Source organism: Proteiniclasticum sp. C24MP, from assembly GCF_043951855.1.
Taxonomy (GTDB): domain Bacteria; phylum Bacillota; class Clostridia; order Clostridiales; family Clostridiaceae; genus Proteiniclasticum.
This window is the reverse complement of the sequence record NZ_JBINJW010000005.1, coordinates 1-23980: the sequence shown is the minus strand read 5'-3', so window position 1 is coordinate 23980 and position 23980 is coordinate 1. Positions and strand designations below refer to the sequence as shown.

At 44.9% G+C, this 23980-nt stretch carries 24 protein-coding genes and 1 other annotated feature; of the genes, 8 read left to right on the top strand and 16 right to left on the bottom strand.

From position 1 onward, the window contains the following. Positions 1-40 precede the first annotated feature (40 nt). On the top strand, positions 41-1030 hold the full coding sequence (locus ACHAL6_RS05725; RefSeq protein ID WP_395269288.1) for a hypothetical protein: 990 nt from the start codon (positions 41-43) through the stop codon (positions 1028-1030). Between the two features lie 25 nt (positions 1031-1055). Continuing rightward, positions 1056-1592 (top strand): GNAT family N-acetyltransferase, encoded by a 537-nt coding sequence (locus ACHAL6_RS05720; protein ID WP_395269287.1) that lies wholly within the window; start codon positions 1056-1058, stop codon positions 1590-1592. 64 nt (positions 1593-1656) lie between these two features. Here the strand turns inward: ACHAL6_RS05720 and ACHAL6_RS05715 are convergent, their stop codons facing one another. Together ACHAL6_RS05715 and ACHAL6_RS05710 are read right to left on the bottom strand one after the other, a co-directional pair. Next, positions 1657-1887 (bottom strand): glutaredoxin family protein, encoded by a 231-nt coding sequence (locus ACHAL6_RS05715; protein WP_207599182.1) that lies wholly within the window; start codon positions 1885-1887, stop codon positions 1657-1659. 90 nt (positions 1888-1977) lie between these two features. Further along, positions 1978-2196, bottom strand: coding sequence for a cysteine-rich CWC family protein (locus tag ACHAL6_RS05710; RefSeq protein ID WP_395269286.1), 219 nt, complete (start codon positions 2194-2196; stop codon positions 1978-1980). Between the two features lie 116 nt (positions 2197-2312). Between ACHAL6_RS05710 and ACHAL6_RS05705 the strand changes: the two genes are divergently transcribed. Continuing rightward, positions 2313-3032 (top strand): pseudouridine synthase, encoded by a 720-nt coding sequence (locus ACHAL6_RS05705; RefSeq protein ID WP_395269285.1) that lies wholly within the window; start codon positions 2313-2315, stop codon positions 3030-3032. 421 nt (positions 3033-3453) lie between these two features. On the opposite strand, the gene ACHAL6_RS05700 is transcribed toward ACHAL6_RS05705, so the two are convergent. Genes ACHAL6_RS05700 through ACHAL6_RS05680 form a run of 5 tightly spaced genes read right to left on the bottom strand, consistent with a single transcriptional unit; the run spans position 3454 to position 8404 of the window. After that, the gene (locus ACHAL6_RS05700; RefSeq protein ID WP_395269284.1) at positions 3454-4029 is read right to left on the bottom strand and encodes an Rnf-Nqr domain containing protein; all 576 of its coding nucleotides are present in this window, start codon (positions 4027-4029) and stop codon (positions 3454-3456) included. A gap of 1 nt (position 4030) precedes the next feature. After that, positions 4031-4669 carry an Rnf-Nqr domain containing protein gene (locus ACHAL6_RS05695; protein WP_395269283.1) on the bottom strand — a complete coding sequence of 213 codons (639 nt, stop codon included), beginning with the start codon at positions 4667-4669 and terminating at the stop codon, positions 4031-4033. 12 nt (positions 4670-4681) lie between these two features. Then, positions 4682-5626: an FMN-binding protein gene (locus ACHAL6_RS05690; protein ID WP_395269282.1), complete on the bottom strand. Its 945-nt coding sequence runs from the start codon at positions 5624-5626 to the stop codon at positions 4682-4684. Between the two features lie 13 nt (positions 5627-5639). Beyond that, entirely contained in the window at positions 5640-7100 is a 1461-nt protein-coding gene (locus ACHAL6_RS05685) for an RnfABCDGE type electron transport complex subunit D (protein ID WP_395269281.1), read from the bottom strand. Between the two features lie 14 nt (positions 7101-7114). After that, entirely contained in the window at positions 7115-8404 is a 1290-nt protein-coding gene (locus ACHAL6_RS05680; protein ID WP_395269280.1) for an RnfABCDGE type electron transport complex subunit C, read from the bottom strand. Between the two features lie 494 nt (positions 8405-8898). Here ACHAL6_RS05680 and ispF point away from each other — a divergent pair, with 494 nt between their 5' ends. The 3 genes from ispF to ACHAL6_RS05665 all read left to right on the top strand — a co-directional run bounded on the left by ispF (position 8899) and on the right by ACHAL6_RS05665 (position 11061). Then, entirely contained in the window at positions 8899-9375 is a 477-nt protein-coding gene (gene ispF / locus ACHAL6_RS05675; protein WP_395269279.1) for a 2-C-methyl-D-erythritol 2,4-cyclodiphosphate synthase, read from the top strand. 26 nt (positions 9376-9401) lie between these two features. Next, a complete protein-coding gene (locus ACHAL6_RS05670; RefSeq protein WP_395269278.1) occupies positions 9402-10202 on the top strand; it encodes a nitroreductase family protein in 801 nt (266 codons plus the stop codon). 295 nt (positions 10203-10497) lie between these two features. Further along, positions 10498-11061 (top strand): carboxymuconolactone decarboxylase family protein, encoded by a 564-nt coding sequence (locus ACHAL6_RS05665; RefSeq protein WP_395269277.1) that lies wholly within the window; start codon positions 10498-10500, stop codon positions 11059-11061. Here ACHAL6_RS05665 and ACHAL6_RS05660 read toward each other — a convergent pair. The 8 genes from ACHAL6_RS05660 to ACHAL6_RS05625 all read right to left on the bottom strand — a co-directional run bounded on the left by ACHAL6_RS05660 (position 11058) and on the right by ACHAL6_RS05625 (position 20178). Then, positions 11058-11390, bottom strand: coding sequence for a hypothetical protein (locus ACHAL6_RS05660; protein WP_395269276.1), 333 nt, complete (start codon positions 11388-11390; stop codon positions 11058-11060). The genes ACHAL6_RS05665 and ACHAL6_RS05660 overlap by 4 nt on opposite strands. A 167-nt stretch (positions 11391-11557) precedes the next feature. Further along, a complete protein-coding gene (locus ACHAL6_RS05655) occupies positions 11558-12403 on the bottom strand; it encodes a PRD domain-containing protein (RefSeq protein WP_395269275.1) in 846 nt (281 codons plus the stop codon). Positions 12404-12435: 32 nt separating this feature from the next. After that, positions 12436-13896 (bottom strand): glycoside hydrolase family 1 protein, encoded by a 1461-nt coding sequence (locus ACHAL6_RS05650; RefSeq protein WP_395269274.1) that lies wholly within the window; start codon positions 13894-13896, stop codon positions 12436-12438. Positions 13897-13969: 73 nt separating this feature from the next. Beyond that, on the bottom strand, positions 13970-15814 hold the full coding sequence (locus ACHAL6_RS05645) for a beta-glucoside-specific PTS transporter subunit IIABC (protein WP_395269273.1): 1845 nt from the start codon (positions 15812-15814) through the stop codon (positions 13970-13972). 185 nt (positions 15815-15999) lie between these two features. Then, positions 16000-17442, bottom strand: coding sequence for a proline--tRNA ligase (gene proS, locus ACHAL6_RS05640; RefSeq protein ID WP_395269272.1), 1443 nt, complete (start codon positions 17440-17442; stop codon positions 16000-16002). A 37-nt stretch (positions 17443-17479) separates the two neighbouring features. Further along, positions 17480-17675: a binding site (T-box leader), on the bottom strand. Positions 17676-17799: 124 nt separating this feature from the next. Continuing rightward, on the bottom strand, positions 17800-18060 hold the full coding sequence (locus ACHAL6_RS05635) for a hypothetical protein (RefSeq protein WP_395269271.1): 261 nt from the start codon (positions 18058-18060) through the stop codon (positions 17800-17802). Positions 18061-18281: 221 nt separating this feature from the next. After that, positions 18282-19352, bottom strand: a complete 1071-nt coding sequence (locus ACHAL6_RS05630; protein ID WP_395269270.1) for a peptidoglycan DD-metalloendopeptidase family protein — start codon at positions 19350-19352, stop codon at positions 18282-18284. A 178-nt stretch (positions 19353-19530) separates the two neighbouring features. After that, a complete protein-coding gene (locus tag ACHAL6_RS05625; protein ID WP_395269269.1) occupies positions 19531-20178 on the bottom strand; it encodes a hemolysin III family protein in 648 nt (215 codons plus the stop codon). 187 nt (positions 20179-20365) lie between these two features. Here ACHAL6_RS05625 and ACHAL6_RS05620 point away from each other — a divergent pair, with 187 nt between their 5' ends. Both ACHAL6_RS05620 and ACHAL6_RS05615 read left to right on the top strand, forming a co-directional pair. Continuing rightward, complete coding sequence (locus ACHAL6_RS05620; protein ID WP_395269268.1) at positions 20366-20860, top strand: DUF1836 domain-containing protein; 495 nt, start codon at positions 20366-20368, stop codon at positions 20858-20860. Positions 20861-21020: 160 nt separating this feature from the next. After that, the gene (locus ACHAL6_RS05615; RefSeq protein WP_395269267.1) at positions 21021-21809 is read left to right on the top strand and encodes a VOC family protein; all 789 of its coding nucleotides are present in this window, start codon (positions 21021-21023) and stop codon (positions 21807-21809) included. Positions 21810-21925: 116 nt separating this feature from the next. Here ACHAL6_RS05615 and ACHAL6_RS05610 read toward each other — a convergent pair whose 3' ends face one another. Then, complete coding sequence (locus tag ACHAL6_RS05610) at positions 21926-23935, bottom strand: fructose-1,6-bisphosphatase (protein ID WP_395269266.1); 2010 nt, start codon at positions 23933-23935, stop codon at positions 21926-21928. Between the last annotated feature and the right edge of the window lie 45 nt (positions 23936-23980).

Here is a 23980-nt window from a genome sequence, read left to right as displayed (position 1 = left end):
ATAGAATAGAGATAGTGAAAACACAGGAGTGTAAGAAGAAATGGTGAAAAGAGTTTTAGATAAGCAGCGTTATGTCTTTTTAGAAAAGCCGGCCATGGAAGTGCTGCAAAGAGAAGAAAATGAAATCAGAGCAGCCCAGATTGAATCCTATTTAAGTGAACTGAAAGAATTCCATCTCTCTGTCATGAAACTTTCAGAAACCCGATATGACAAGAAAACGCGGAGTCTCATGCTGAACCTGGCCATGATCCTTCTGTCGGAAGAGAAGCTCTGGGAGAAGACGAGATCCGAAAAGCGCATTCCCCTGAAGGTCTTCTCAAGAATGGTGGAGGAACCCGTCTTTGAACTGAAGGAGATGGAAAGCCACATCCTGGCCTACGCGCTTCTTCTGGAGGAGGATAAGTATCCTCTCATCCGAAGATACCTTCATTACAAGGAAGGCGCAGGAGAGGACACCTATGAAAACGGAGAGGATAAGAGCCGGGGTCTTTCTCTGCTTAGGAAAGGCAGATTCTCTTTCATCCTCACAAGCCAGGGACAGTTCATGAAAATCCGGGTGGAGGAAACCCCTTCCGGTCATGTGGCAGCCGGCAGAAAAGTAAGAAAGAAGCTGAATCTGTTCAAACCACTGCTGGTGCTTCTACTGGCTGCGCTGCTACTTGGCAGTGTCTACATCACCATGTCCAGGAGAATCACTCAGACCATCATCGTGAAAGCTGCAGGAGAGGTGAAGATGGACTTCAACTCCTTTGGAGATGTGATCCATGTCATCGGCATCGATGGCGCCGGACGGAGTTACGTTGCGAAAGCGACCTTCGAGGAGAAGGATATCGATACGGTCCTTGCTGAAATCATCGAACAGGCTTACATCAGTGAAACCATAAAGGAAAGAGCGGAAATCACGATTCTTGTTTCCGGAGAATTTCTGCCGGAGGATTTCTTCAAATCCGGAAAAACCCACGACCGGATTCTTTCTTACCAGCTCAACGCCAAAATAAACAACAACGGTTCCTTCCTCTATGTGGAATAGCAGGAAGGAAAACCCTGGAGGTATCATGACAACCATGGAAATCAGACCCTTATCAGAAGCAGAGCTTGAGCCCGGACTGTTCCGCTCCTTCAACCGCTACCAGAAAGTGACCCGGTGCTACAGAAAACACGAAGGAAGCTGGGTACTGAAGGACATCCCCTTCACGGAAGACTGGGGTCCGGAAGAATATGCCTATCTTGTACAGTGTCTGAAAAACACTGTTGCCACCGGCGGCATTGTCCTGGGCGCATTTGAAGAGGATACCCTTGTAGGATTCGCTTCCCTGGAAAGTGAACGCTTTGGTAAAGGCTTGCCCTATCTTCAGCTCTCCAGCCTTCATGTTTCCCATGAGCATCGCAGCATGGGCATCGGAAGACGACTCTTTCAGGAGATGATTCTCGATGCACGCAGAAAAGGCGCAGAAAAGCTCTACATCTCCGCACACTCTTCCGAAGAAACCCAGAACTTCTACCGCACTCTGGGATGCGTGGAAGCGGAGGAATACAATGAAAAACTGACAGCAGAAGAACCCTTCGACTGTCAGCTGGAATATATCCTGTAAACTGAAATAGGCAGCCTGACTTGAAACCGTCAGGCTGCCTTCATTTCCGCTATTCTTCTCTGTTTTACGCGTTGTAGAGTTCTTCGAAGGCACCTTCGTCGAATCCCACCACATACTGATCATCCACAAAGATGGTAGGAACACTTCTTACACCGATGCTCAGAAGTTCTTTTCTGAAAACCGGATCTGATGTGTTCTTCTCTTCATAAGGAATGTTGTTCTCCTTGAAATATTCCTTTGCAAGATCACAGTATGTACATGTGTTGGATGTGTATATTACTACTTTTTTATCCATTCTTATCCCTCCATTATTGTAAAGCTTCCATAACAGGCATCTATATGCCAGTAAATCAATTGTATCCTATTCAATGCATTTTGTCCAATTCTATCTGGACAATTCAGCAAGAAACGCCTCACCTTTTTCGCCGTATTTCAGAGCGCAGGACCTGCAGATGCATGCCTGTCTTCTGGCTTCTTCCGGAACAAGGAGAAGCAGTCCCTCAGGAAAAGTCACATCCTTGCACCAGCAGTTATTCGGATCCTTTCCATTTTCCATGTAGCAGTCATTGGGTTCCCCACACAAGGGGCAGATCGATCTATCCATTAAAAACTCCTCTCAATTTATCATTATATCCATCATAATCCCTTTTCGTCTCCATCACAATAATACTGTTCAAAAAGGTTCTCTATCATGTATAATAGGGTCTTAGGAGGTGCTTTATGGAAGAAAAGAGAATCAATAAAGCCATATCCGATACAGGATACTGTTCAAGACGTACGGCAGACAGTCTCATCGATGAGGGGCGCGTCACAGTGAATGGCGAGAAAGCAGTCATGGGACTGAAGGTCACTGAAGAAGATGAAATACGCATCGATGGAAAAATCATCAGCAATAAGCCGCCTATGGTCTACATAGCCCTCAATAAGCCCCGTGGCATCGAATGTACCACCAATCGCAAGACCAGAGGAAACATCATAGATTTTGTGAAGCACAAGGAAAGAATCTTTCCTGTGGGCAGGCTGGATAAGGATTCAGAAGGCCTTATCCTCCTGACCAACGACGGGGATATCGTAAACAAGATTCTGCGCGCCAGAAACAATCATGAGAAGGAATACATCGTCACGGTGAATAAGCCCATCACGGATGAGTTCATCCGAAGAATGTCTGGCAGGATTCCCATCCTCGGCACCATGACCCGTGAATCCAAAGTGGAGAAAATAGACGATCGCACCTTCAGAATCATTCTGACTCAGGGTCTGAACAGACAGATCCGTCGTATGACTGAATATCTCGGCTATCGGGTTGTCACACTGAAAAGAATTCGAATCATGAACATCAGATTAGGAAATCTCAAACTTGGCACATACAGAGACCTGTCGCCATTGGAGCTTAAAACTCTGAATGAACTGGTGGATGATTCCAGTAAAACCATTGATTAACCGTCAATGGTTTTTTCTTTACTCAAATTTAACTTCGAATTCATATTCCATGAATATTATCCGCACAACTGTTCATTTATGCACATTGTTAACAAAAACCTGTGGATAACTTGTGGAATTCCTGTTATTTACTTCTGTATAACTTGATGTGTTAAATAATAACAGGAATCTCTCCACAAAACGCCTTAGTTATCCACAGACTTATCCACATTTCCGTTCTCTTCTTGTGAGTAGTCTGTTCAAAACAGGAAGAAACCTCTTCTTTTCTGTGGACGCGCATTGAATCCTGTTCTTTTTTAATCTCACTCAACATCCTGCACCATTCTGAATGAACCGAACCGCAGAAGCATAATAAAAGAAACCTCCTCACCGGAAAAATCGGTTAGGAGGTTCCTTGATGTTCTGAAATTACAGGCAGTGTCTATATGATCCCATTGAGACCGCTCAGTGCCATTAAAGCCAGAGCCGCGTAGATCAGTAGAATAGGCAGTCCTCTGAACGCTTTAGGCGTATCTGATACCGCAAGTCTTTCTCTTACTGCCCCGTACAGGACAAACGCAAAGAGAAGACCGATGGGTGCTCCAATGGATGTGAAAAGCATCGGCAGGAATTCCATACCCTGATTCATCATATCCAGAATGAGATAAAGGATTGATGAGTTCACAGCAATCAGTGGAAGGACCTTGCCTACCGCCTCATACATTTCAGGCTTTCTGGATTTTACAAATCCCGTCACCGCCATGGTGACCAAAAGGACTATGAGTACATAAACCAGAAGGTTCAATACCGTAACCCCTAAAGGATCCAGGATGAAGGTGAAGGCCACATAGGACAGGATACTTGAAACAGCCATGATGACCGCTGCAGATAATCCAAGCGTTAAAGTCTGATCTTCATTGTCACCGAAGTTTGCCAGCTGTCCGATAGACACAAGCTTCGTCAGTGCCAGGTTGTTGATCAGTATGGTGCCTAAAAGAATCGGAAATAAATTTTCCATGCTATTTACCTCCCATATCTACATCTTTTTTACCCAGTGCGGCAAAGAGCGCCGCCACCATGGCAAGAACCAAAAGGGCTCCTGCAGGCTGAGTGAAAAGACTCAGTGTATATTCAGACGGAAGCAGGCTGAAACTTGCGATTTCCGCTCCACTTAATGGATTCGAAAGGGCTATGCCGCCTGTTCCAAGCACTTCACGCACAAAGGACACTACCAGAAGGGCTACTGTATAGGCTGCGCCAGCCTTGACCGCATCGCCCAGTCCCTTCCCGAAGGAAGCTTCCGGCAGGAATGCCCCTGTGGCAAACAGAATCAGTGAATTCACTGCAAGCAGCGGAAGGAAAATTCCCACACTGGATGCAAGGGATGGTGCATAGGCGAGAACGAGAAGCTCTCCCATTTTCGCAAGGAACGCCACCAGCACAATGTTCACGGGAAGCAGCGCTTCCTTCGGTGCAACCATCTTGACGATGCCGCCTAGAACTGCAGCCAGAAGTACGAGTACGAATGTGAGGATCCCGATCCCCACTGCACTGGTCATACTTGTGGTTACTGCAAGAGCGGTGGTAAGACCAAGGGCTAATCCAAGCACTGGATTATTGCCGAGGAATCCGATTTTTGTGTTTTCCAATCTATTCATTCTCTTCCCCTCCTACTTGCTTTCTTCTATGGCAGCGAGTATCGCATTGACTACAGATGTGGATGAGACTGTCGCTGCAGAGATGGCATCCACTTCCGCACTTTCATCCGCATAGGACAGGCCTTCAAACTGAGCCAGGAAATCCGGATGCTCGATCTTTGTACCCAGGTTTGGTGTATCACTTGCTTCCAGCACTTCCACACTCTCTATGGTCTGTTCCGCTTTGTTTATGACGATCTTCAGGACGTTTGGTGTATCACCATAACCTTCCTGCTTGGCGTATCCTGCCACTTCAACGGTGTAGGTCACAAGATCGCCTTCTTCTACTGTATCGGTGATGATTCCGGCCTTGCTTTCCGCCACTTCTCTGAAAAGAGAAATCTTCGCACCGAACTCGATGGGCTGCACTGCAGGTTCCTCTGGTTCTGCAGGCTCTGCTGTTCCGTCATCCACGATACCCATGGATTCATTATAGATGGCTTTGGCCGCATCGATTCCGTCCACAACAGCCTTTGAGCTGACTGTGGCTCCTGAAATAGTGGCAAAGGCATCTGTGGAGGTCTTGCCCACCACGGAGCTTACGAATGATTCATCTCTTACCTGTGTGCCGATTCCGTCGGTATCGTTGAGACTGATCACTTCATATCCTGTGATGTTTCCGTCCTTGTCGAAAGCCAGGGCAAATGTGATCACATCCGCGTATCCCTGATTTTCGATGATATATGCATATCCTGCATCTCCGGCTTCATAGGCTTTCTTCACAAGCCCTGTCTCATCTGTGAATTCCACAGCTGTGAATTCCGTCTGACCTTCGAACAGGCTTTCCAGTACCGCTTTGTCTTCTGAACCACCAGCCGCATCTATGATGGGTCTGAGCTGGCTGTCGGCAAAAATGAGGATTCCCCCTGTAAGGAGAACAGCAACCAATAGAACGAGTAAACTCTTTGTACTTTTCATACTCTCTTCCTCCTTACTTATTCAGTTCTTCAAATGCGATTCTGACCGCTTTGGTTACAGAAGTTGAAGAAATTGTTGCTCCGCTGACTGCATCCACTGAGGCATTCTCATCTTCAGAGGTGATGCCTTTGAACTGGTCCAGGAAGGATGGATCATCAATCCTGTCTCCAAGACCCGGAGTGTCATTCACTTCAAGAATCGCCACACTTTCCACTGCATTGGTGTCTTTATTGATCTTCACTTCAATCTTATTGTTGTCTCCGCCTTCCTGTGCATAGTAGCCTGGTGCAGACAGAACGAATGTCACGATGGAGCCGTCTTCCGTCTCTTCCAGCACTTCAGGAAGATCTGTGGTGGAATCAGAGAATATCTTCAGACCTCCATCCTCTCCAGGGAATTCAATGGCTTTGGGTTCCAGACCGTTTCCAGCAAAGAATGTAAGCACAAGTCCAAGGACAAAGGCTGCAGCAATGGATATGTTGTATTTCTTCAGTGCATAAATGGACCATCCGTCTGTAAGTTTATCAAGCAGAGGAGATACCATATTCATGATGAGGATTGCGTATACCACACCACCAGGCAGACTGGACTGTAGTCTGATGACTACGGTAAGTACTGCAAGTCCGATGGCATAGATGATTCTTCCAGTGATGGTCGTCGGATTTGTAACCGGGTCCGTTGCCATGAATACGGCACCGAACATAAGCCCTCCGGAAAGAACATGGAAGGAAGGATACCACATGCCCACACCGTTAGCCAGCGCTATGACGGCAGTGAAGATGAATACGGCTCCCACATAGACCACTGGCACTTTCCAGTCCAGCACTTTTCTGTAGGCAAGATAGATGCCCACAAGGATGATGAGCAGTGCACTGGTTTCACCAAGTGCGCCTGGATACCATCCCAGAAGAAGATTCGTCAGTCCGCCGAACTGCTCCAGGAACTGCTCTGTTACAGCGGCATCCTTGATCAGCCATCCTGCATTTGCCATGGAGGAGACTGGCGTTGCGCTGGTTGTGACATCTGCCACAGTAGATCCTACCAGAGAGGAGAATATGACCATTCTACCCACCCCTGCAGGATTGAAGATGTTATGTCCGAATCCGCCGAATACAAGCTTACCGAAGAAGATTGCAAAGAAAGATGCAACTCCGATGGCAAAGAAGCTTGTAGACATTGGAACTGTTAACGTAAGTATGATTGCCGTCACAAGCGGGAAGGAGTTCTTGATATGATATCCCACTTTCTTCCTGGTGGCTAGAGCGAAACCCGCTTCTGTCACCAGTGCCGTGATGATGGATACCGCCATGAGGCCGACGCCATGAATGACGTAGTCCATTCCATATTCCTGGAAATAGAAGACCATGGAGAACACGAATACGACCATAAGGCCAACTGCAAGCTCCGCCATGATGCCATGGGTGCTGTGGTCCTTGTCTCGATTGTTCGGAGACACTTTTGTAATAAATTTCATTCTATCTGTCCCCCCTACTTCTGCGTTGCAGCTCTGAGAAGAGCTTTACCGCGTCTAACGCCTTCAGTAACTTCAATCTTGGAAGGGCACACGTACGTGCACATTCCGCACTCGATACACTGGTCCGCTCTCAGCTTCGCCAGGAGCTTCACATCGCCAGCTTCTTCGGCATTATTGATTCTTACAGGAAGAATTCCTGCAGGACAGTGGTCATTGCATCTTCCGCATCTCAGGCACGCGATGGTGTCCACAGGATCCGGCTTCAGTATCGTGATGGCATTGGATGCTGTAGTGATGACCATTTCATCGGACGTTGCGGTTTTACCCATCATAGGTCCACCTGCAATGACTCTCACTTCATCCTGCGCATATCCGCCGATCTGCTTCACGATTTCTCCCACGGAGACGCCTACCGGAACACGGACGTTGCTTGGATTCTTCACCCCGTCACCACTGACTGTGATGAGCTTCTCTATAATCGGCTTTCCCTGTTTCAGCGCTTCTGCAAAGGAAATTGCAGTGGTCGCGTTATTGACGATGACCCCGATTTCTCCAGGAAGCCTGTCATATCTTTTCTTGAAGATTTCATATATAAGTGTTCTTTCCCAGCCCATGGGATACATGTCTGGCACTTCCACCACTTTCATGGCACTCTGACCCTGCAATGCCTCGTTCACCTTGGCAATCAGGTCCTTCTTTGTAGTCTTGATGGCAATGAGCGCTTCTTTTCCGCCAGACATTTTCAGCATGGCTTTTGTACCGTAAAGAAGATCCTCCACCTGATTGTTCATGATTCTATAGTCTGCAGTAATGAACGGTTCACATTCCACCGCATTGATCACTAATGTATGAATTCCCTTTGCTCCTCTGTATTTCACATAGGATGGGAATCCGGCTCCGCCGCAACCTACGATTCCGGCATTCATCATGAAAGTCACCAGTTCCTCCACAGATGCTTTTTCCGCATCCAGTGGTTCAAATGGTCTTTCAAATTCTTCACATCCGTCGTTTTCCACCACAAGATGATCGATTTTCATCCCTACATTGTGTTTCAGTTCCACTTCTTCTATACCCAGAACCTTTCCACACACAGAAGAGAAAATTGGTACGACAAAATGATCATTCCTTTTGGCGATTATGGTTCCCTTTTTCACATAATCTCCAGCATTGACCAGAATATCCGTGCACGCCTGAAGTGGTATGTAGACCTTCTTCCCCGCGACGATATTCTTTACTTCCCCGTAGCTCGTCAATTCTTTGTGCCCATTTAAATGAAGCTTCATAGGGCCAATTAATATTGACATACTGTTCACCCGACCTTTCTGATTTTCGTTAAGATTTAAACTAAGAATGTTTTAACTCCCGATAATTTATGTCATTCTTATTAAGTTCCTGAATAATTATAACATAAAACAAAAATATTTAAACAGAATATGCTTTTGGATTGGCACCATTTTAACGAATTTTGCACGATAAACGTTCCATTTATTATCAACCTGACAATTTAATCCTTTTCAGCTGTTTATTATTATATTATCAAAGATGCTGTTATATTTTAACAACCCATATTTCAGCTGTTAATTTGTTAACTTTTCCTGAATTTACTAACAATCTAATTGTGAAATACAGATGTCTATAACAAAAAGATAATCCTACAGGGTTCCTTGCCTGATTTTCTCATTGAGATTTTCATAAATCGAATTAAAATATAACGAATCAGATTATTGATTTCGTTTTTACCACTGCATGCTATAATAGAAGAAAGAAAAAGCAAAACTTCTTGATTTAGGAGGAATATATGAGAGTTGGAATCGGTTATGATGTACATAGATTAGTGGAAGGAAGGGACCTCATCATAGGAGGTGTCAGAATTCCCCATGAGAAAGGACTGCTCGGTCATTCCGATGCGGATGTCCTGACCCATGCCATCATGGATGCGCTCCTTGGAGCAGCAGCCCTTGGTGACATCGGCACACACTTTCCCGATACGGATGATGCATACAAAGGATCCGACAGTCTGGATCTTTTGAGACGCGTCAAGGCCATGCTGAAGGAAAGAAACTTCAAAATCATCAACATTGACGGTGTCATCATTGCACAGGAGCCCAAAATGAAGCCCCATATACCGGAGATGAAGAAGATTCTCTGCGAAATACTGGGCATGGATATGGATCACCTGAACATCAAAGCAACTACCGAAGAGGGCCTTGGTTTCACTGGAACAAAGGAAGGCATTTCCTCTCAGGTGGTTGTACTCATAGACAGACGTTATTAGCAGATATCACTTAGGAGGAGAGGCACATGGAAGCATTATATGACAACATCTCCAGAAGGAAATCCACCAGAAACTTCAATATGGACATATTAGATGAAGCTTCTCTTCTTAGGGTTTCAGATATTCTTGATCGCGCGCCGAATCTCTTTGAAGGACTCAAGGTGCATTATCATATCATCAAGGACGGCAGCGGATTTTCTGAGAAAGCCACCGGCATCATCGGTGCATACACCAAGGTGAAGGCTCCGCACTTCATCGTGGTCACTTCAAAAACCCAGTCCGGCTTCCGTCAGGCAGTAGGCTACTCCATGGCGCATGTGATCTTATCCATGAATGACCTGGGCATTGCCACCTGCATCACGTATCCGGGTGTGGATAAAACCGTCATTGAAAAATACACACAGCTGGAAGAGGAGCATGAACCCGTTCTCTTCATCGCTTTCGGAAATCCGGAGAATCCTCTGGAACTGTATCCGAAGGCGGACTATTATAAAAGGCGTCCGCTGAAAGACATCATCATACAGGGACCTGTAAAGAGAAAATACAAGTTCATCCTGGAAGCGGTAAGACTTGCCCCTTCCTCTTTCAACACACAGCCCTGGCGCTTCAGCGTGGACGGAAACAGGATCCATCTCATGAGAGTGAAGCTCGGATTCATCAAGAGCAAGTTCTTCACCTCGCTCAACAAGATCGATATGGGTATCGCTCTTGCCTACATGATCATCGCCATGAAGTCCAAGGGCATGAAATTCAAGCTGGTGAAGCAGTCCGTACCCCATGAGAACATGGAGTACATGATCACCATCGAAATACAGGAACAGAAATAATAACCGGGAGGGTCTATCATGAAGCTGAATAAGAAAAAAATGATTTTCGCACTGCTCTTCGGTCTGGCCTTGCTTGCCATCAAAGCCAGCACCGTTAAGGAACCCGTCCAGTCAGAGGAACTATGACGTTTCTCAGATGATCAGAGCCACAGTGAATGCACTCGGAAATCTGCGTGCTTTTCACTGTGGCTTTTTCATTCGAGGTGATTCTCTCAGCCATATGCATCTGACTTCACTGATGGTAAGATGAGTGTAGAAGAACTTTATAGAACACGATCCATAGGAGGGATTCCATATGAAAGAGAAGGCCTATATCAGACCACCGGAAAAGATTCCATTCTACATAAAGCTTGGTCTCATGATCTCGAAAAAAGTGACAAAGAAAGACCTTCTGGTGCCAAAGCTTCTCGCCTGGTACCCGAAGGTCGCCATCAGTTCCGGTGTGCTGGAGTCACTGGTCGCCCATGGAAAAAAAGACCTCTCGCCACGAATGCTAAAGCTCGTGCGGATGCAGGCATCCATTCTCCCCTCCTGTCCCTTCTGCATCGACATGAATTCCTTCGAATATGAGAAAAGCGCCATCTCCGAAGAGGAAATCAATGCCCTTACGGGAAGGACTTCCATGGATGAAGTCCATACGTTCTCAAAGAAAGAGCGTCTGGCTGTTACTTACACCCAGCTCATCTCAAAGACGCCCGTCATGATCACAGATGCCTTCATGGAAGAGATCAAGGCGGAATTCACAGAGCGCGAAATCGTCATCCTGGCAAGCACCGCCGCTCAGGTGAACTACTGGGCCAGACTGATCAGCGCTCTGGGTGTCCCTCCGGCCGGTTTCACAGACCGATGTGATTTCTAGATATTCCGGGAAGCATTCTCCTTCTGCCTGATGAGCAGCCTGCTGTTGACCTCATCTATGGTGTAGTCAATGAAGTGATCTCTCGCATCCAGTTCAAGGAAGGCCATGGCTGAAAGAAGATCTCTGTCCATGAGAAAATGGACAGAGAAAACATCTCCCTGACCGATTCGGATCAGAATGGTGGAAACCTGAAAGAACTCCATCTCCACCTTATACCTCAAAATCAAAGGCTTCCCGTAGTTATCGATGAAGTAGTCCTTATCTCCGTCACGGTCCTTCACAGAACGCAGCTCGTAATCCCCCTTCAGAATATCTTCCAGTTGAAGCATACTTCTCTCTCCTTTCACGATGCATGACACAGATTGCATCACTCTTGTTCTTATCTGTATTATACGCCATCAGCATTAATAAAAAGTATACGCACTATGAATATACGTAGAAAGATGCAGAGGAAAATCATTTCTGATTTTCCTCTGCATCTTATATTTTCTTTCGGCTATAGTTTATTCTGAGAAAGGAGCCTCTGGATATGAACTGCAAGATAAAGCAGTTCCTCTTTAGTGATTTCTTTGCCATAGGCGTCTTTTATATAGCCCTCAATTTTATTTGCACCCTTCATAGCAGCAGGATAACTTTTACTGATCTGCTCGTATAGTGTCATGTCACTGGAAACAAGCATTTTCCCGCTGAAAAATCTTTCTACGAAAAACTTGACATGCGTTATAAATCTATAGTAATGAATATCCTCAGTGTCCATATTAATATTAAGGGTATATCTTACAAGATTGATGATATTCCCTGTAAGTTTTGCAGCTTTCATGGCATCCTTTGAATTCTCTTTCTCTCCCTGTGCGTTAATGAGATGAAAAGCGATATTTGCCGCTTCCTCTTCAGGAAGCTCTATGGCAAGATGCTTATTCAAAAGTTCTACAGCGTATACCCCAATATTGAATTCATCTCTGTAGTAGTTTTTAACTTCCCAGAACAGGCGATTTGTGATGGCAATATTATTCTTGATTCTTTCAGAAGCAAAGTTCATGTGATCCATAAGCGTAAAATAGATTCCCGGATTCAACTTAGAGCCCAACTGCTTTTCCGCATATTGAACTATTTTTCGTGTCAGTTCCAGAAAGACAGGATCTATCTCATTGATGATTTCCATGAAATGCTCTTTCTTCGTGTGGTCAACAGGTATGAACACCTGATCTGCAAGATCTTCCTGAATCAGGCTCCCAGCCTTTTTTCCATACCCTATACCTTTTCCTAAAAGAACGTACTCATTCTTCTTCTCATCTTCTGCCAGGACAACACTCGAATTCAGCACTTTTTTTATCGTCTTCACATATTCACCTTCTTCTCAAGCAATATTATATACTAGTCAAGCTTCTCTGCGTTAGATTCAATCACTTTCTTATACCAGAAAAAGGAATCCTTTTTCTTTCTTTCCAGTGTACCATTTCCTTCATCATCCTGATCCACATAGATGAATCCGTATCGTTTTGACATCTGCGATGTACCGGCACTGATGATATCGATGGGACCCCAGCTGGTATAGCCAAACAGATCCACACCTTCTTCCACAGCTTCCTTCATTGCTTTGATATGCTCTCTGAAATAGGATATTCTGTAGTCATCATGAATACTTCCATCCTCTTCCACTTTATCTGCCGCACCCATTCCGTTCTCCACAATGATCAGCGGTTTCTGATAACGATCATAAAGTTCCAGAAGAGATATCTTTAGGCCCTGAGGGTCAATCTGCCATCCCCAGTCCGTGGAAGGAAGATAGGGATTCTTTATTCCCATTATAGTGTTACCGGCAGCTTTTTCCAATCCTTCATCTGCAGATTCGGTCAGTGACATGTAATAACTGAAGGATACATAATCCACAGGATTGGCTTTCAGTATTTCCAGATCCTCTTCTTCCATTACGATTTCAATTCCATTCCTCTTGAACCTGTTGAGAATCAGCGGTGGATATTCACCAAAGACCTGAACATCTGTGTAGAAATAGTTATCAAGATTTCTTTTCAGTGTTTTTTCCACATCCTGTGGATGGCAGGTATGCGGATAGGTCGTGAGCTTGGTCAGCATGCATCCTACCTGGCTTCCTGGTATGATTTCATGACAATCCTTTGTTACCTTCGCAGAGGCCACGAACTGATGATGAAGTGCCTGATAGACGGTTCTGTCTTTCTCTCCCTCCGGACACTTGTCAGGAATGATTCCTGCAGTTGTAAAGGGATGTCTCACAATACTGTCGATCTCATTGAAGGTGAGCCAGTATTTCACAAGATTCTTGTATCGTTCAAAACATACTCTGGAATAATTCACAAAAAGGTCCACCACTCTGCGATCTGCCCAGCCATTATATTTCACACTGAGGGCTAAAGGCATCTCATAGTGAGACAAGGTTACGATTGGCTCCATACCCAGCCTTCTCATCTCTGTGAAGAGGTCCTCATAAAACTGCAGCCCCTTTTCATTCGGCTCGGTTTCCTCTCCATCTGGAAAGATTCTGCTCCATGCGATAGATACCCTTAATGCTTTGAATCCCATTTCTTTGAACAGCGCCAGATCTTCTTTGTAATGGTGATAGAAGTCCACACCTCTTCGCTTCGGATATTTTTTATCATCAGGGTCCTTCATTGCAGCTTCCACAAGCTCACTGCTTATGGCTACATGTTTATTATAGTCCTTCACATCCACATTCGCCTTGTACTGGGCAACGTCGGCTACAGAAAGACCTCTTCCATCCACGTTCCATGCACCTTCGGCCTGATTGGCCGCTATTGCTCCTCCCCATAGAAAATTCTCCGGAAATCCTTTACTCATATCATTCTCCTTTTTCTATTGGATGTTATGATGTTCTTCATCCAATAATATTTCTTCTTTATAAAGCATGTTTTTAGATCGTTGTATCTATAACGGTCATCAGCTCTTCCTTATGTGTCACATTCTTTCGTTCTGCAAAACTGATACTGAAATCTTCCTTATTCGTCACCACCATAATTGTGATCGGATCGAATTTTTCGTCCACAATCTTTTCAAGATTGAAATGAAGAAGCTCCGCTCCTTTTTTAACCAGATCACCTACTTTTACTTTAGGTTCAAAATACTTTCCGTTCAGATTCACTGTGTCAATCCCCACATGGAACAGCACCTGTGCTCCACCCTCAGTGGTCATTGCCAGGGCATGGCCAGTTTCAAAAACCATCTCAACTTTTCCGTCAGCTGGTGCATATAGAATTCCATTGGATGGAATTACTGCTACACCTTCACCCATGGCTTTGGATGAGAACACATCATCATTCACATCAGATAGCGCTACTACTTCTCCATCTACTGGACTTGAAAATGATTCTTCAGCTGTATTCTTTTTTGATTCCAAGACCACCTCTTTAACAGCATCCTGATCTTTTCCAAAAATGAGTGCCGCAACAAATGCCACTCCGAAGGAAATCAGTAGACCGAAAACCGCATTTCTTAAATTGCTAGGATCATCCGGAGCGATGTACATGGAGATACTGGCAAGTCCAGGTCCCACGATAGCAAATGCTTCCAATGCCACGATACCTACAAAAGCACCACCAACCAGAGAACCAAGTACAACACTCGCTAACACTTTTTTATTCTGCAGCGTCACTCCATAAAGTGCAGGCTCTGTGATGCCAAAGATTGCTGAGATTCCTGCTGAAATCGCCGTCGCTCTCAAAGTCTTATCTTTTGTTCTGATTGCTACACCGAAGCATGCTCCACCTTCAGCAATATTGTGTGCAAGGGAAGCTGGAAGATACAGAATTTCCTTTCCAATCTGTGAAAAGGTGGTAATGGCGTATGGAAGCATCGCCTTGTGCATGCCGGTAGCCACCATAAACGGTAGTGCTGCGGCAAGAAGTGCAGTTGCAACCCAACCGAGTTTATCATAGAGAAAGAGGATCACACTGGCAAAGCCCTGTCCGAAATTAAACCCTGCGGGTCCTAGTAGAAGAAGCGTTACTGGAACTGTAACAACCAGTGACAGCATTGGCACCAGGAAAATTCTTAAAGACTTTGGCGAAACTTTTGTAAAGAACTTCTCCAGTTGTGCATATAGCAGCACTGTGAGAATTGCTGGGAACACCTGATAGGCATATGCGATATTCTGAAGACCAAATCCGAAAAGTTCAGCCCCTTCAGCAAGCATTGCAGTCATATTCGGAAGAATAAGAGCTGCCACAGCAGACATGGCTACCAGCGCATTGACTTTCAGTTTGTTTGCAGTGGTGATCGCTACCATGATTGGAAGGAAATAAAGCGGAGCATCTCCAATGAGGTTCAGTACCTTGTAGGACTGCGAATCCGCACTCATGACCCCAAGAACAGATAACAACAGCAGTAAGGACTTTAGTACACCACCACCTGCGATGGCAGGTACCAGCGGCTGAAATACACCGACTATAAAATCAAGTACCACTGCACCGATCTTTCTCTTCTCTTCTGGTCTTTCTTCCCTGCTCTGCATTGATGTATCTCCGATGAGTTTCACTACTTCATCATACACCTCCACCACATCATTTCCGATGACCACCTGACACTGCGCTCCTGTCTTGACAGCCATTACACCTTCTACTGCCTGAAGTTTTTCAATGTCAGCCTTTTTATTGTCAAGTAGAGAGAATCTGAGTCTTGTGGAGCAGTGCTCAAAATGAGAAATGTTTTCCTTACCGCCCACATACTTAAGTACATTCTGTGCAACCTGTTTGTAGTTCATAATTTATAACTCCTTTTATGCTATTATTTCGAAAAAACAAAAAAAGGACCCAAAATGACAAATAATACTATCTGTCATTTTAGATCCTGCCTGCTTCACCAGTCACATGTCTAATTTTGTTTATTCATTTCGAGATGATTATATCGAATAAAACTGTAATCGTCAACATTATTTTTGATTTTTTTCTAATATGCTTTGCCCCAGTAGACAAGTGACTCTGCCTTTTCACCACAGCAGATGCATGTATCGCTGAGTTCTTCCTGTTCAAAAGGCATACATCTGGACGAGAGTCCATACTCTTCCTTGATCTGCTCTTCACAGGAAAGCTTTCCGCACCACATGGCCTTGATGAACCCCGGTTTGTTGTCTGCAGCATCTCTCATCTCTTCTGGAGTCACCGCTTCACTTGTCATGGTGGTCATGCGATCCAGCGCCTTCTCATAAAGTGCATCGTGGATTTCATCAAGAAGCGCTGGAAGCTTCTCTTCCAGTTCATCCATGGATACGAAGATCTTCTCTCTTGTATCTCTTCTCACCAGTACCACCTGGTTGTTTTCGATATCCTTAGGCCCTACTTCCAGTCTCACTGGAACACCCTTCATTTCATATTCGCTGAATTTCCAGCCTGGCTTCTTGTCTGACGCATCAACCTTGACTCTGACGACCTTGGAGAGTTTTTCTCTCAGCTCTTCCGCTTTTTCAAGAACGCCTTCCTTGTGCTGAGCAACAGGAATGATCACAAGCTGTGTAGGTGCCACTCTTGGAGGAAGCACGAGTCCTGAGTCATCCCCATGCACCATGATGATGGCACCGATGACTCTTGTGGAAAGACCCCAACTGGTCTGATGGACATGGGCAAGCTTACCGTCTTTTCCTGTATAGGTGATGTCGAAGGCTTCCGCAAATCCCTGACCGAAGTTGTGACTGGTTCCGGACTGAAGTGCCTTCCCATCGTGCATCAGCGCCTCGATAGTATAGGTCGCCTCGGCTCCTGCAAACTTCTCCTTGTCGGTCTTTCTTCCCTTGATCACTGGAATGGCCAGGAAGTTCTTCATCATATCCGCATAGACATTCAGCATCTTGATGGTTTCATCCTGCGCTTCTTCTGCTGTGGCATGGATGGTATGACCTTCCTGCCATAAGAATTCGGAAGTTCTCAGGAAAGGTCTTGTGGTCTTTTCCCAGCGGATGACGCTGCACCACTGATTGTACAGTTTTGGAAGATCATTGTAGGACTGGACGATGTTGGAGAAATGCTCGCAGAAAAGCGTCTCTGATGTAGGTCTGATGCAGAGCCTCTCTGCCAGCTCCTCAGAACCGCCATGGGTGACCCATGCCACTTCCGGTGCAAATCCTTCCACATGATCCTTCTCTTTCTGAAGAAGACTCTCTGGAATCAGCATCGGCATGTAGACATTCTCGTGGCCGGTTTCCTTGAATCTTCTGTCAAGATATCCCTGAATGTTTTCCCACAGCGCATAGCCGTAAGGTCTTAAGATCACCGCTCCCTTTACTGTGGAGTATTCGATCATCTCCGCTTTCTTCACGATATCCGTGTACCACTGCGCAAAGTCCACATCCATAGGTGTGATGGCTTCAACCAGTTTCTTATTGCTGTTCTTGCTCATTTGTTACCCTCCCTAAAAATAAAAAAAAAGCATCAATCAAAGGGGCCGAATCTTCTCCGGCGGTACCACCCTAATTGATACTTGTGTATCCACTCTAAAGTATAACGGCTTTCCCCGCTCAGTCCTCTGAGAAACTCCAAGACAGGTTCCGAAAACTTTCCCTGAGGGCTTCCACCATTTCCCTCTCTCTGTAAAGGCAGGACTTTCGTACTGGTTCTTTTCATCGTTTATATCATTATGATTCTATAGGAAAAACCCGCTTTGGTCAACTAGTTTTTTCCCAGCAGCGCCCTCCATATTCACCAGATTGCAAGGAAAAAAGAGATGATAGTTCGATTCACATCTCTTTTCAGATTCCTACAGAACCCACCAGGTCTTGTATCTGGGATCCAGATACAGGGTATATCTTTCTTTCAGTCTCTTTCGTCTTCCATACAGATGATAGGTCATCTCCTTCAGTCCGTTTTTGTCCTTCATGGAAACATAAAGAATCTTCTCCACGTCCACCGTAAGATATCTGGCCTGATCCACAGCATAATATCTGAATTTCAGAGGATAGACCCTGCCGTCCTTACAGTAGGTGATCACTTCACAGGGATACTTTCTTGATGTCAGCATAGGCTCACCTTCTTCCATATCTTACCTAAATAATAGAACACATATTCTTTTTTGTCAATATACCCAGAATCGCGCAAAATTATTCCTACATATTGACTTGAGTTTTGAGTTACCCACAAGATATTGTGGATACTGTGCATAACCTTTGTATTCCTAATGAACTTTGTTTCGGATTCTTTACCAGAATATGAAAAGAGAGCCCTTCGGCTCTCTTTTGTTGTCTACTTTATGTATTTGGATGGGTTTACTGTACTTCCACCCATTCTGATCTCAAAATGAAGATGACTTCCTGTGGATCTTCCGGTGCTGCCCATCTTTCCGATGACATTTCCTTGCGTTACACTCTGCCCGACTTTTACATTGATGGAGCTTAAGTGTGCATAGGCTGTCTCGATTCCGTTTCCGTGATTCACGATGATCAGTTTTCCGTAGGTTCCTTTGTATCCGGCAAATGTGACTTTACCGTTTCTGGAAGCCAGAATACTGGTTCCTCTGGAATTGGCGATATCAATCCCCGCATGGAATGCTCTTCTTCTGGTTACAGGATGGATTCTGTTTCCATACCCGCTTGTGAGTCTTCCACTGGCTGGTCTGATGAACGTTGTCGCTCTTTTTCTCTCCAGCTCCTGCTGCTTGCGCTTTTCCTCTTCCACTCTGATTTCTTCTTCCACTTTAGTCTTCTGAGCACTTAAGGTCTCTGACTGTGTTTCCACCTCAGTGATCTTCACACTCAGTTCTCCGTTGAAGGTCAGAAGCTCTGTAGATCTTGATGCTCCGTTTGACAGAATCTCTTCCACCTGAGCAAGATCTTCTTCCAGCTTGCTGAGCTTTTCCTGAAGTCCTTCTCTTATGGCTTCCTTGTCGTCTTTTCGTATCTCTTTTTCCTGATACTGCTCAAATTCTTCCGCTGAAGAATGAATTGCAATGAGAATATCTGCCAGTTCCATTTCCAGATACCCATTGGTAAGGGTCAGAAGCGCCGCCTGAATGATATTCGGATTCTTCTCGTCCAGCATTTCACCTTTTTTCATTGTCTCTTCAATGTTGCTTCTTAAATACTCCGCTCTGATGCGATAAATTTCTCTATCTCGATTTAGTTTCTCGATTTCCTTAAGATTCATTTCCAGTTGTGTTTCTGATTCCTGTCTGAGCACACTCACTGTTTCCAGTTCATTGGTCAGATTACCAAGCAGTGCTTTCTTATCTTCCAGGGCATATACGTTCTGAGCTGAAAATCCGCTGATGGTCCCCGCCACAAGCAGTCCAGCGACAATTCTTTTTAAATACTTCATTTGTTTCCTCCATGTCACTTTTTACGACTTCCTTATACTAAAGTCTTTTTATGAAGAAAATATGAAGATATTTCATTTATTTTTACATTTGATTAAAGATGTTCTTCACAACTCTCGGGAACCGGCATGATATCACTCTTCTACCACGTCATCACTTTTACATAAAGTCTGAAATAATTTAAGCCAGATAAAAGAATGTGAAGAAATAGTGCATGAGACTTCCACCTAAAATGAACAGATGAAAGAGTTCATGAAATCCGAAGGATTCTGAAATATTAGGCTTCTTTACCATATAGATGAACCCGCCTATGCTGTAGAGAATGCCGCCGGAAAGCAGGAGCATGAATCCAGTGAAGTCCACATTTCTATAGACATCTCCGATGAAGAACATGACCATCCATCCCATGAAGAGGTAGAAGAAGGTATAGAGGACTCTTGGCATATTGTTTATGAACACCTTGGATAGAATGCCGAATAATGCGATGGACCAGATCACCACAAGCACCACATTTCTCTGCGTCCCTTCCAGTACACTTAAGCACATGGGGGTATAGCTTCCTGCAATGAGTACATAGATCATGCTGTGATCGAGCTTCTTCAGTCTTCTGATTCCCTTCTCACTGCCGTTGTATCCATGATAGATTCCGCTGGCCAGATAGAGCAGTACCAGGCTGATGCCGAAAATCAGGGCACCGATGATGCTCTTTAAGGAAGCCTCGATGAGAATCCTCTGGGTCAAAAGCACAATGGTGCCGATAAAGAAGAGGATTGCACCGGCAAGATGGGTGATGGAGTTGACAGGTTCTCTCAGTTTTATTTTTCTCATATGAATTCTCCTTAATGTAGTTTTTATAACTACGTGTTGTCCTGTTCATATTATACCTTAATATAAAATAAAATCAACATTGAAGTTGCAGAAATTTTATATTAATATGATACTATCTAGTTTTTAGAACTACATTTAGCAGAAATATCATTCGCCTGAAGACTTCAGGCGCAAAAGGAGATATGAAATGATAGCCAAGGAGACGCTTCAACTTCCTGAAATTTCGCAGCTGCCTGATTTCGGTCTATACATGGACCAGGTCATCACCTATATGGAAAAATCCTATCCGAAAAAACCGCTGACGAAAACCATGATCAACAACTATTCCAAAGACAAGATTCTTTTCCCCTCCATCAAAAAGAAATACTCCAGAGAGCACCTGATGCTGCTCTCCCTCATCCAGATCCTGAAGAGAACCCTGACTCTGCCTGAAATCAAGATCCTTCTCGGACCCATTTCAAAAGAATGCGCCAAAGGGGAAACAGAGAGTCTCTACACTCTTTACGAAGATTTCCATGGTCTTTTCAAGGCCACCCTCTCTCAGTCAGAAGATCTCAGAATAACGGCTTCCGAAGGCCTTTCAGACAGTCGGGTGAAAATTCTCGTATATTCATTAATTTCAGCCTATTTCGGCAATCTTTCTGAAGAACTGCTTGCCGAAACAGAAAGATTGAATCAATAAACCTTGAATGAGCTGAAAAACCCTTATTGTTCACAATTATTTCTTAGGGTTTTCATACGTCATTTCCACAAAACCTGTATCATAATATTATGCAAACTGAAATTAATAAACAGTTAAATGATAAATTATGCAAATATGTGATGGAAATGAAGGCGATATTATGAAAACAATCGAATTAGGCGCGGTGCACCTTAATGTAACAAACGTGGAACAGCTGACCCTATATTATGAAAATCTGGGATTCACAAGAAATGAGCGAGAAGATGCCATGGAGCTTCTGGCAGGGAATATCCCCCTAGTTGTTCTGCATCCCACAAGACAGACAAGACGACATGAAGTGGGCCTGTACCATTTGGCAATACGAGTTCCTGAAAGAAAGGATCTGGGTAATTTCCTTTACCATCTGGCAGCAAGCAGGATCCCTGTAACAGGATTTTCCGACCATCATGTGTCGGAAGCCATCTATCTTACAGACCCTGAAGGAAATGGCATAGAAGTCTATTGGGACAAGCCCGAGAATATCTGGAAAAACAAGAACAGAATCCATATGACCACAGATACCATGGATGTGGATGGAGTTCTGGAATCCAGAACCACCGACTCCTTTTCCGGATTCCCTGAGGGAACGGACATGGGACATATCCACCTGCATGTGAAGGATCTGGACGCATCGGATCTGCACTACAACAAAACGCTGGGACTTGAGAAGACACTGGATTATCCTAAGGCCGGATTCTTTTCAAGAGACGGCTATCATCACCATATCGGGATGAACATGTGGCTTCAGGGAAACCCAGCCATGAAACAGGACGGTTACCCAGGGATTCACCACTTCAGCATTCATCTTGATCCATCAGTCTTTGAAGAGATCTATGGTCAGGATACGGATATGGTGGAGAACCGGGACCCGAACAATATCCTATATAAGGTTTATCGGGGCTTTTTATAAGTCTCTTTAAATAGATCTAGACCCCGCTTCCTCCTACTTGAAATATACTTTCTCTTTTTTGTATATTTCAACATAGATGAACCCCGAAGAATTCGTTCTTCGGGGTTTTACCTTGTCTATTTGTTTTCGTAAGCGGTCTGTATGATTTCCTTGATGTATCCTTTTCTGTAGGCATTCACAAGCTGAAGAAGGTCCGCCACCTGAGACTTCAGTTCCAGACCGGTGTCCGTATCCGCCACTCTTCTTCGGCTTCTCACACTTTCAAGAACCATCACCGTGGACACAATGTCCTTTTCCTCCAGAATGGCTTTCTGGGTGGATTCAAAGGGTTCATGACTCACAAGATTCAGACCATGGGAATTGTAGATCAGCGTATATCCTGCGATACCTGTCTCCTTCTGATAAGCCTTGGCGAATCCGCCATCAATGACCAGAAGCTTTCCGTCCGCCTTGATGGGACTTTCTCCCTTTGTGACCTTCACCGGTACATGCCCATTTACAAGGTGAGCATGATCTTTGTCCAGTCCGAACTCTTCCAGGATCATTTCAATACGATCCGGTCTTTCCCTGTCTCTGTAGTACGGATTCTTTTCTTCCGCGTGCGGTGTTTTGTCCTCAATGTAATACCTTTCGAAGGTGGCCATCTTTCTCTTGCCGAAAAGGGGAGATGCAGGTCCGCACCATAGATACCACATGGCATCCAGGCCCTGTTCCTTGAGCACAGGATCATTGTTGAAATACCCCTGCCTTGCAAGCCTGTCCAGCTCATCCAGTGCCGCCTTCCCTTTGTACTTGTCTCCACCGATCATGATCTCCATGAATACGCCATCCTCATCCATGGGCATGCAGCCATGAAGAAGCAGGTTCCCGTTGAAGACTTTGTACATGCTTCCCTTGGAAAAGAGAAGCTTCATATGATCATTGAGTCTCATGGAATTCATGAAGGATCGCTTCAGTCTTTCCATGATGTCCTTTTCCGCCTCTGTAAGGATGAAAGGATTCTTTTGATCCACTGTGGGAAACTCCGTGGAATTCAGTTCATATTCCATACCATCTACCAGGATGGTTCCTTTTTCATAATCGATCATGTCCAGCAGCATCCGGTCGTTCATGCCATATTCCGGATGCTTGTATATGATTTCCGCTTCCAGCTTCATCTGAATCAGAAAAATCGCTTTGTGTATTTTCGCGATGAGTTCCAGCTCCTTCTGGTTCTTCTCCGTGACTTCCACTCCTTTAGGCATGAACTTGGTGAGTTCGTCACTGCCATAGGTGTCCATGGCAAAAGTGGCCAGGGGCAGAAGATTGATGCCGTAGCGGTCTTCCAGAAGCTCCAGATGATTGTATCTGGCTGTGATTCTCACCACATTTGCGATGAGCGCTTCACTTCCGGCACAGGCACCCATCCAGATCATGTCGTGATTTCCCCACTGAATGTCCAGAGAGTGATACTCCTTCAGCATGTCCATGATGATGTCCGCTCCAGGTCCTCGGTCATAGATGTCCCCGATGATATGAAGCCGATCCACGGCAAAACGCTGAATCAGGTTGGATATGGCGATGATGAACGATCTTGCACGATCCAGATCTATGATGGTTTCTATGATCTTATTGTAGTAGTCGTACTTATTGATCCGGTCCTCGTTCTCATTCAGGAGTTCGTCCAGAATATAGGCGAATTCCTTCGGAAAGGCTTTTCTCACCTTGGATCGGGTGTATTTCGAAGAGACTCTCTTGCAGACTTCGATGAGCCTGAAAAGATGGATTCTATACCAGTCGTCAATCTCCCTGTCATTGATGTCCAGCATATCCAGCTTCTCTGCGGGATAATAGATCAGTGTAGCCAGTGCTTTCTTCTCGGATTCTCTCAGCGTATTCCCGTAAAGATCATTGATCTTGTTGCGGATGACCCCCGATGCGTTCTTCAGCACATGCCGGAAAGATTCGAATTCTCCATGCACATCAGAGATGTAATGCTCTGTCCCTTTGGGCAGATCCAGAATCGCCTGAAGATTGATGATTTCTGTTGTTGCATCACTTATGGTTGGATACTGCCTTGCCAAAAGCTTCAGATAGTCTATATCTCGAACTGTCTCAACTTCCTTTCCAGTCAATTCATTCGTCATTTTAACGCCCCCAATAAAAAATTAACAAATCTGTTTCTTTCTCTC

Coding starts and splice junctions, on each gene's coding strand:
- ACHAL6_RS05725 (WP_395269288.1), top strand. CDS start 41: ATGGTGAAAAGAGTTTTAGATAAGCAGCGTTATGTCTTTTTAGAAAAG.
- ACHAL6_RS05720 (WP_395269287.1), top strand. CDS start 1,056: ATGACAACCATGGAAATCAGACCCTTATCAGAAGCAGAGCTTGAGCCC.
- ACHAL6_RS05715 (WP_207599182.1), bottom strand. CDS start 1,887: ATGGATAAAAAAGTAGTAATATACACATCCAACACATGTACATACTGT.
- ACHAL6_RS05710 (WP_395269286.1), bottom strand. CDS start 2,196: ATGGATAGATCGATCTGCCCCTTGTGTGGGGAACCCAATGACTGCTAC.
- ACHAL6_RS05705 (WP_395269285.1), top strand. CDS start 2,313: ATGGAAGAAAAGAGAATCAATAAAGCCATATCCGATACAGGATACTGT.
- ACHAL6_RS05700 (WP_395269284.1), bottom strand. CDS start 4,029: ATGGAAAATTTATTTCCGATTCTTTTAGGCACCATACTGATCAACAAC.
- ACHAL6_RS05695 (WP_395269283.1), bottom strand. CDS start 4,669: ATGAATAGATTGGAAAACACAAAAATCGGATTCCTCGGCAATAATCCA.
- ACHAL6_RS05690 (WP_395269282.1), bottom strand. CDS start 5,626: ATGAAAAGTACAAAGAGTTTACTCGTTCTATTGGTTGCTGTTCTCCTT.
- ACHAL6_RS05685 (WP_395269281.1), bottom strand. CDS start 7,100: ATGAAATTTATTACAAAAGTGTCTCCGAACAATCGAGACAAGGACCAC.
- ACHAL6_RS05680 (WP_395269280.1), bottom strand. CDS start 8,404: ATGTCAATATTAATTGGCCCTATGAAGCTTCATTTAAATGGGCACAAA.
- ispF (WP_395269279.1), top strand. CDS start 8,899: ATGAGAGTTGGAATCGGTTATGATGTACATAGATTAGTGGAAGGAAGG.
- ACHAL6_RS05670 (WP_395269278.1), top strand. CDS start 9,402: ATGGAAGCATTATATGACAACATCTCCAGAAGGAAATCCACCAGAAAC.
- ACHAL6_RS05665 (WP_395269277.1), top strand. CDS start 10,498: ATGAAAGAGAAGGCCTATATCAGACCACCGGAAAAGATTCCATTCTAC.
- ACHAL6_RS05660 (WP_395269276.1), bottom strand. CDS start 11,390: ATGCTTCAACTGGAAGATATTCTGAAGGGGGATTACGAGCTGCGTTCT.
- ACHAL6_RS05650 (WP_395269274.1), bottom strand. CDS start 13,896: ATGAGTAAAGGATTTCCGGAGAATTTTCTATGGGGAGGAGCAATAGCG.
- ACHAL6_RS05645 (WP_395269273.1), bottom strand. CDS start 15,814: ATGAACTACAAACAGGTTGCACAGAATGTACTTAAGTATGTGGGCGGT.
- proS (WP_395269272.1), bottom strand. CDS start 17,442: ATGAGCAAGAACAGCAATAAGAAACTGGTTGAAGCCATCACACCTATG.
- ACHAL6_RS05635 (WP_395269271.1), bottom strand. CDS start 18,060: ATGCTGACATCAAGAAAGTATCCCTGTGAAGTGATCACCTACTGTAAG.
- ACHAL6_RS05630 (WP_395269270.1), bottom strand. CDS start 19,352: ATGAAGTATTTAAAAAGAATTGTCGCTGGACTGCTTGTGGCGGGGACC.
- ACHAL6_RS05625 (WP_395269269.1), bottom strand. CDS start 20,178: ATGAGAAAAATAAAACTGAGAGAACCTGTCAACTCCATCACCCATCTT.
- ACHAL6_RS05620 (WP_395269268.1), top strand. CDS start 20,366: ATGATAGCCAAGGAGACGCTTCAACTTCCTGAAATTTCGCAGCTGCCT.
- ACHAL6_RS05615 (WP_395269267.1), top strand. CDS start 21,021: ATGAAAACAATCGAATTAGGCGCGGTGCACCTTAATGTAACAAACGTG.
- ACHAL6_RS05610 (WP_395269266.1), bottom strand. CDS start 23,935: ATGACGAATGAATTGACTGGAAAGGAAGTTGAGACAGTTCGAGATATA.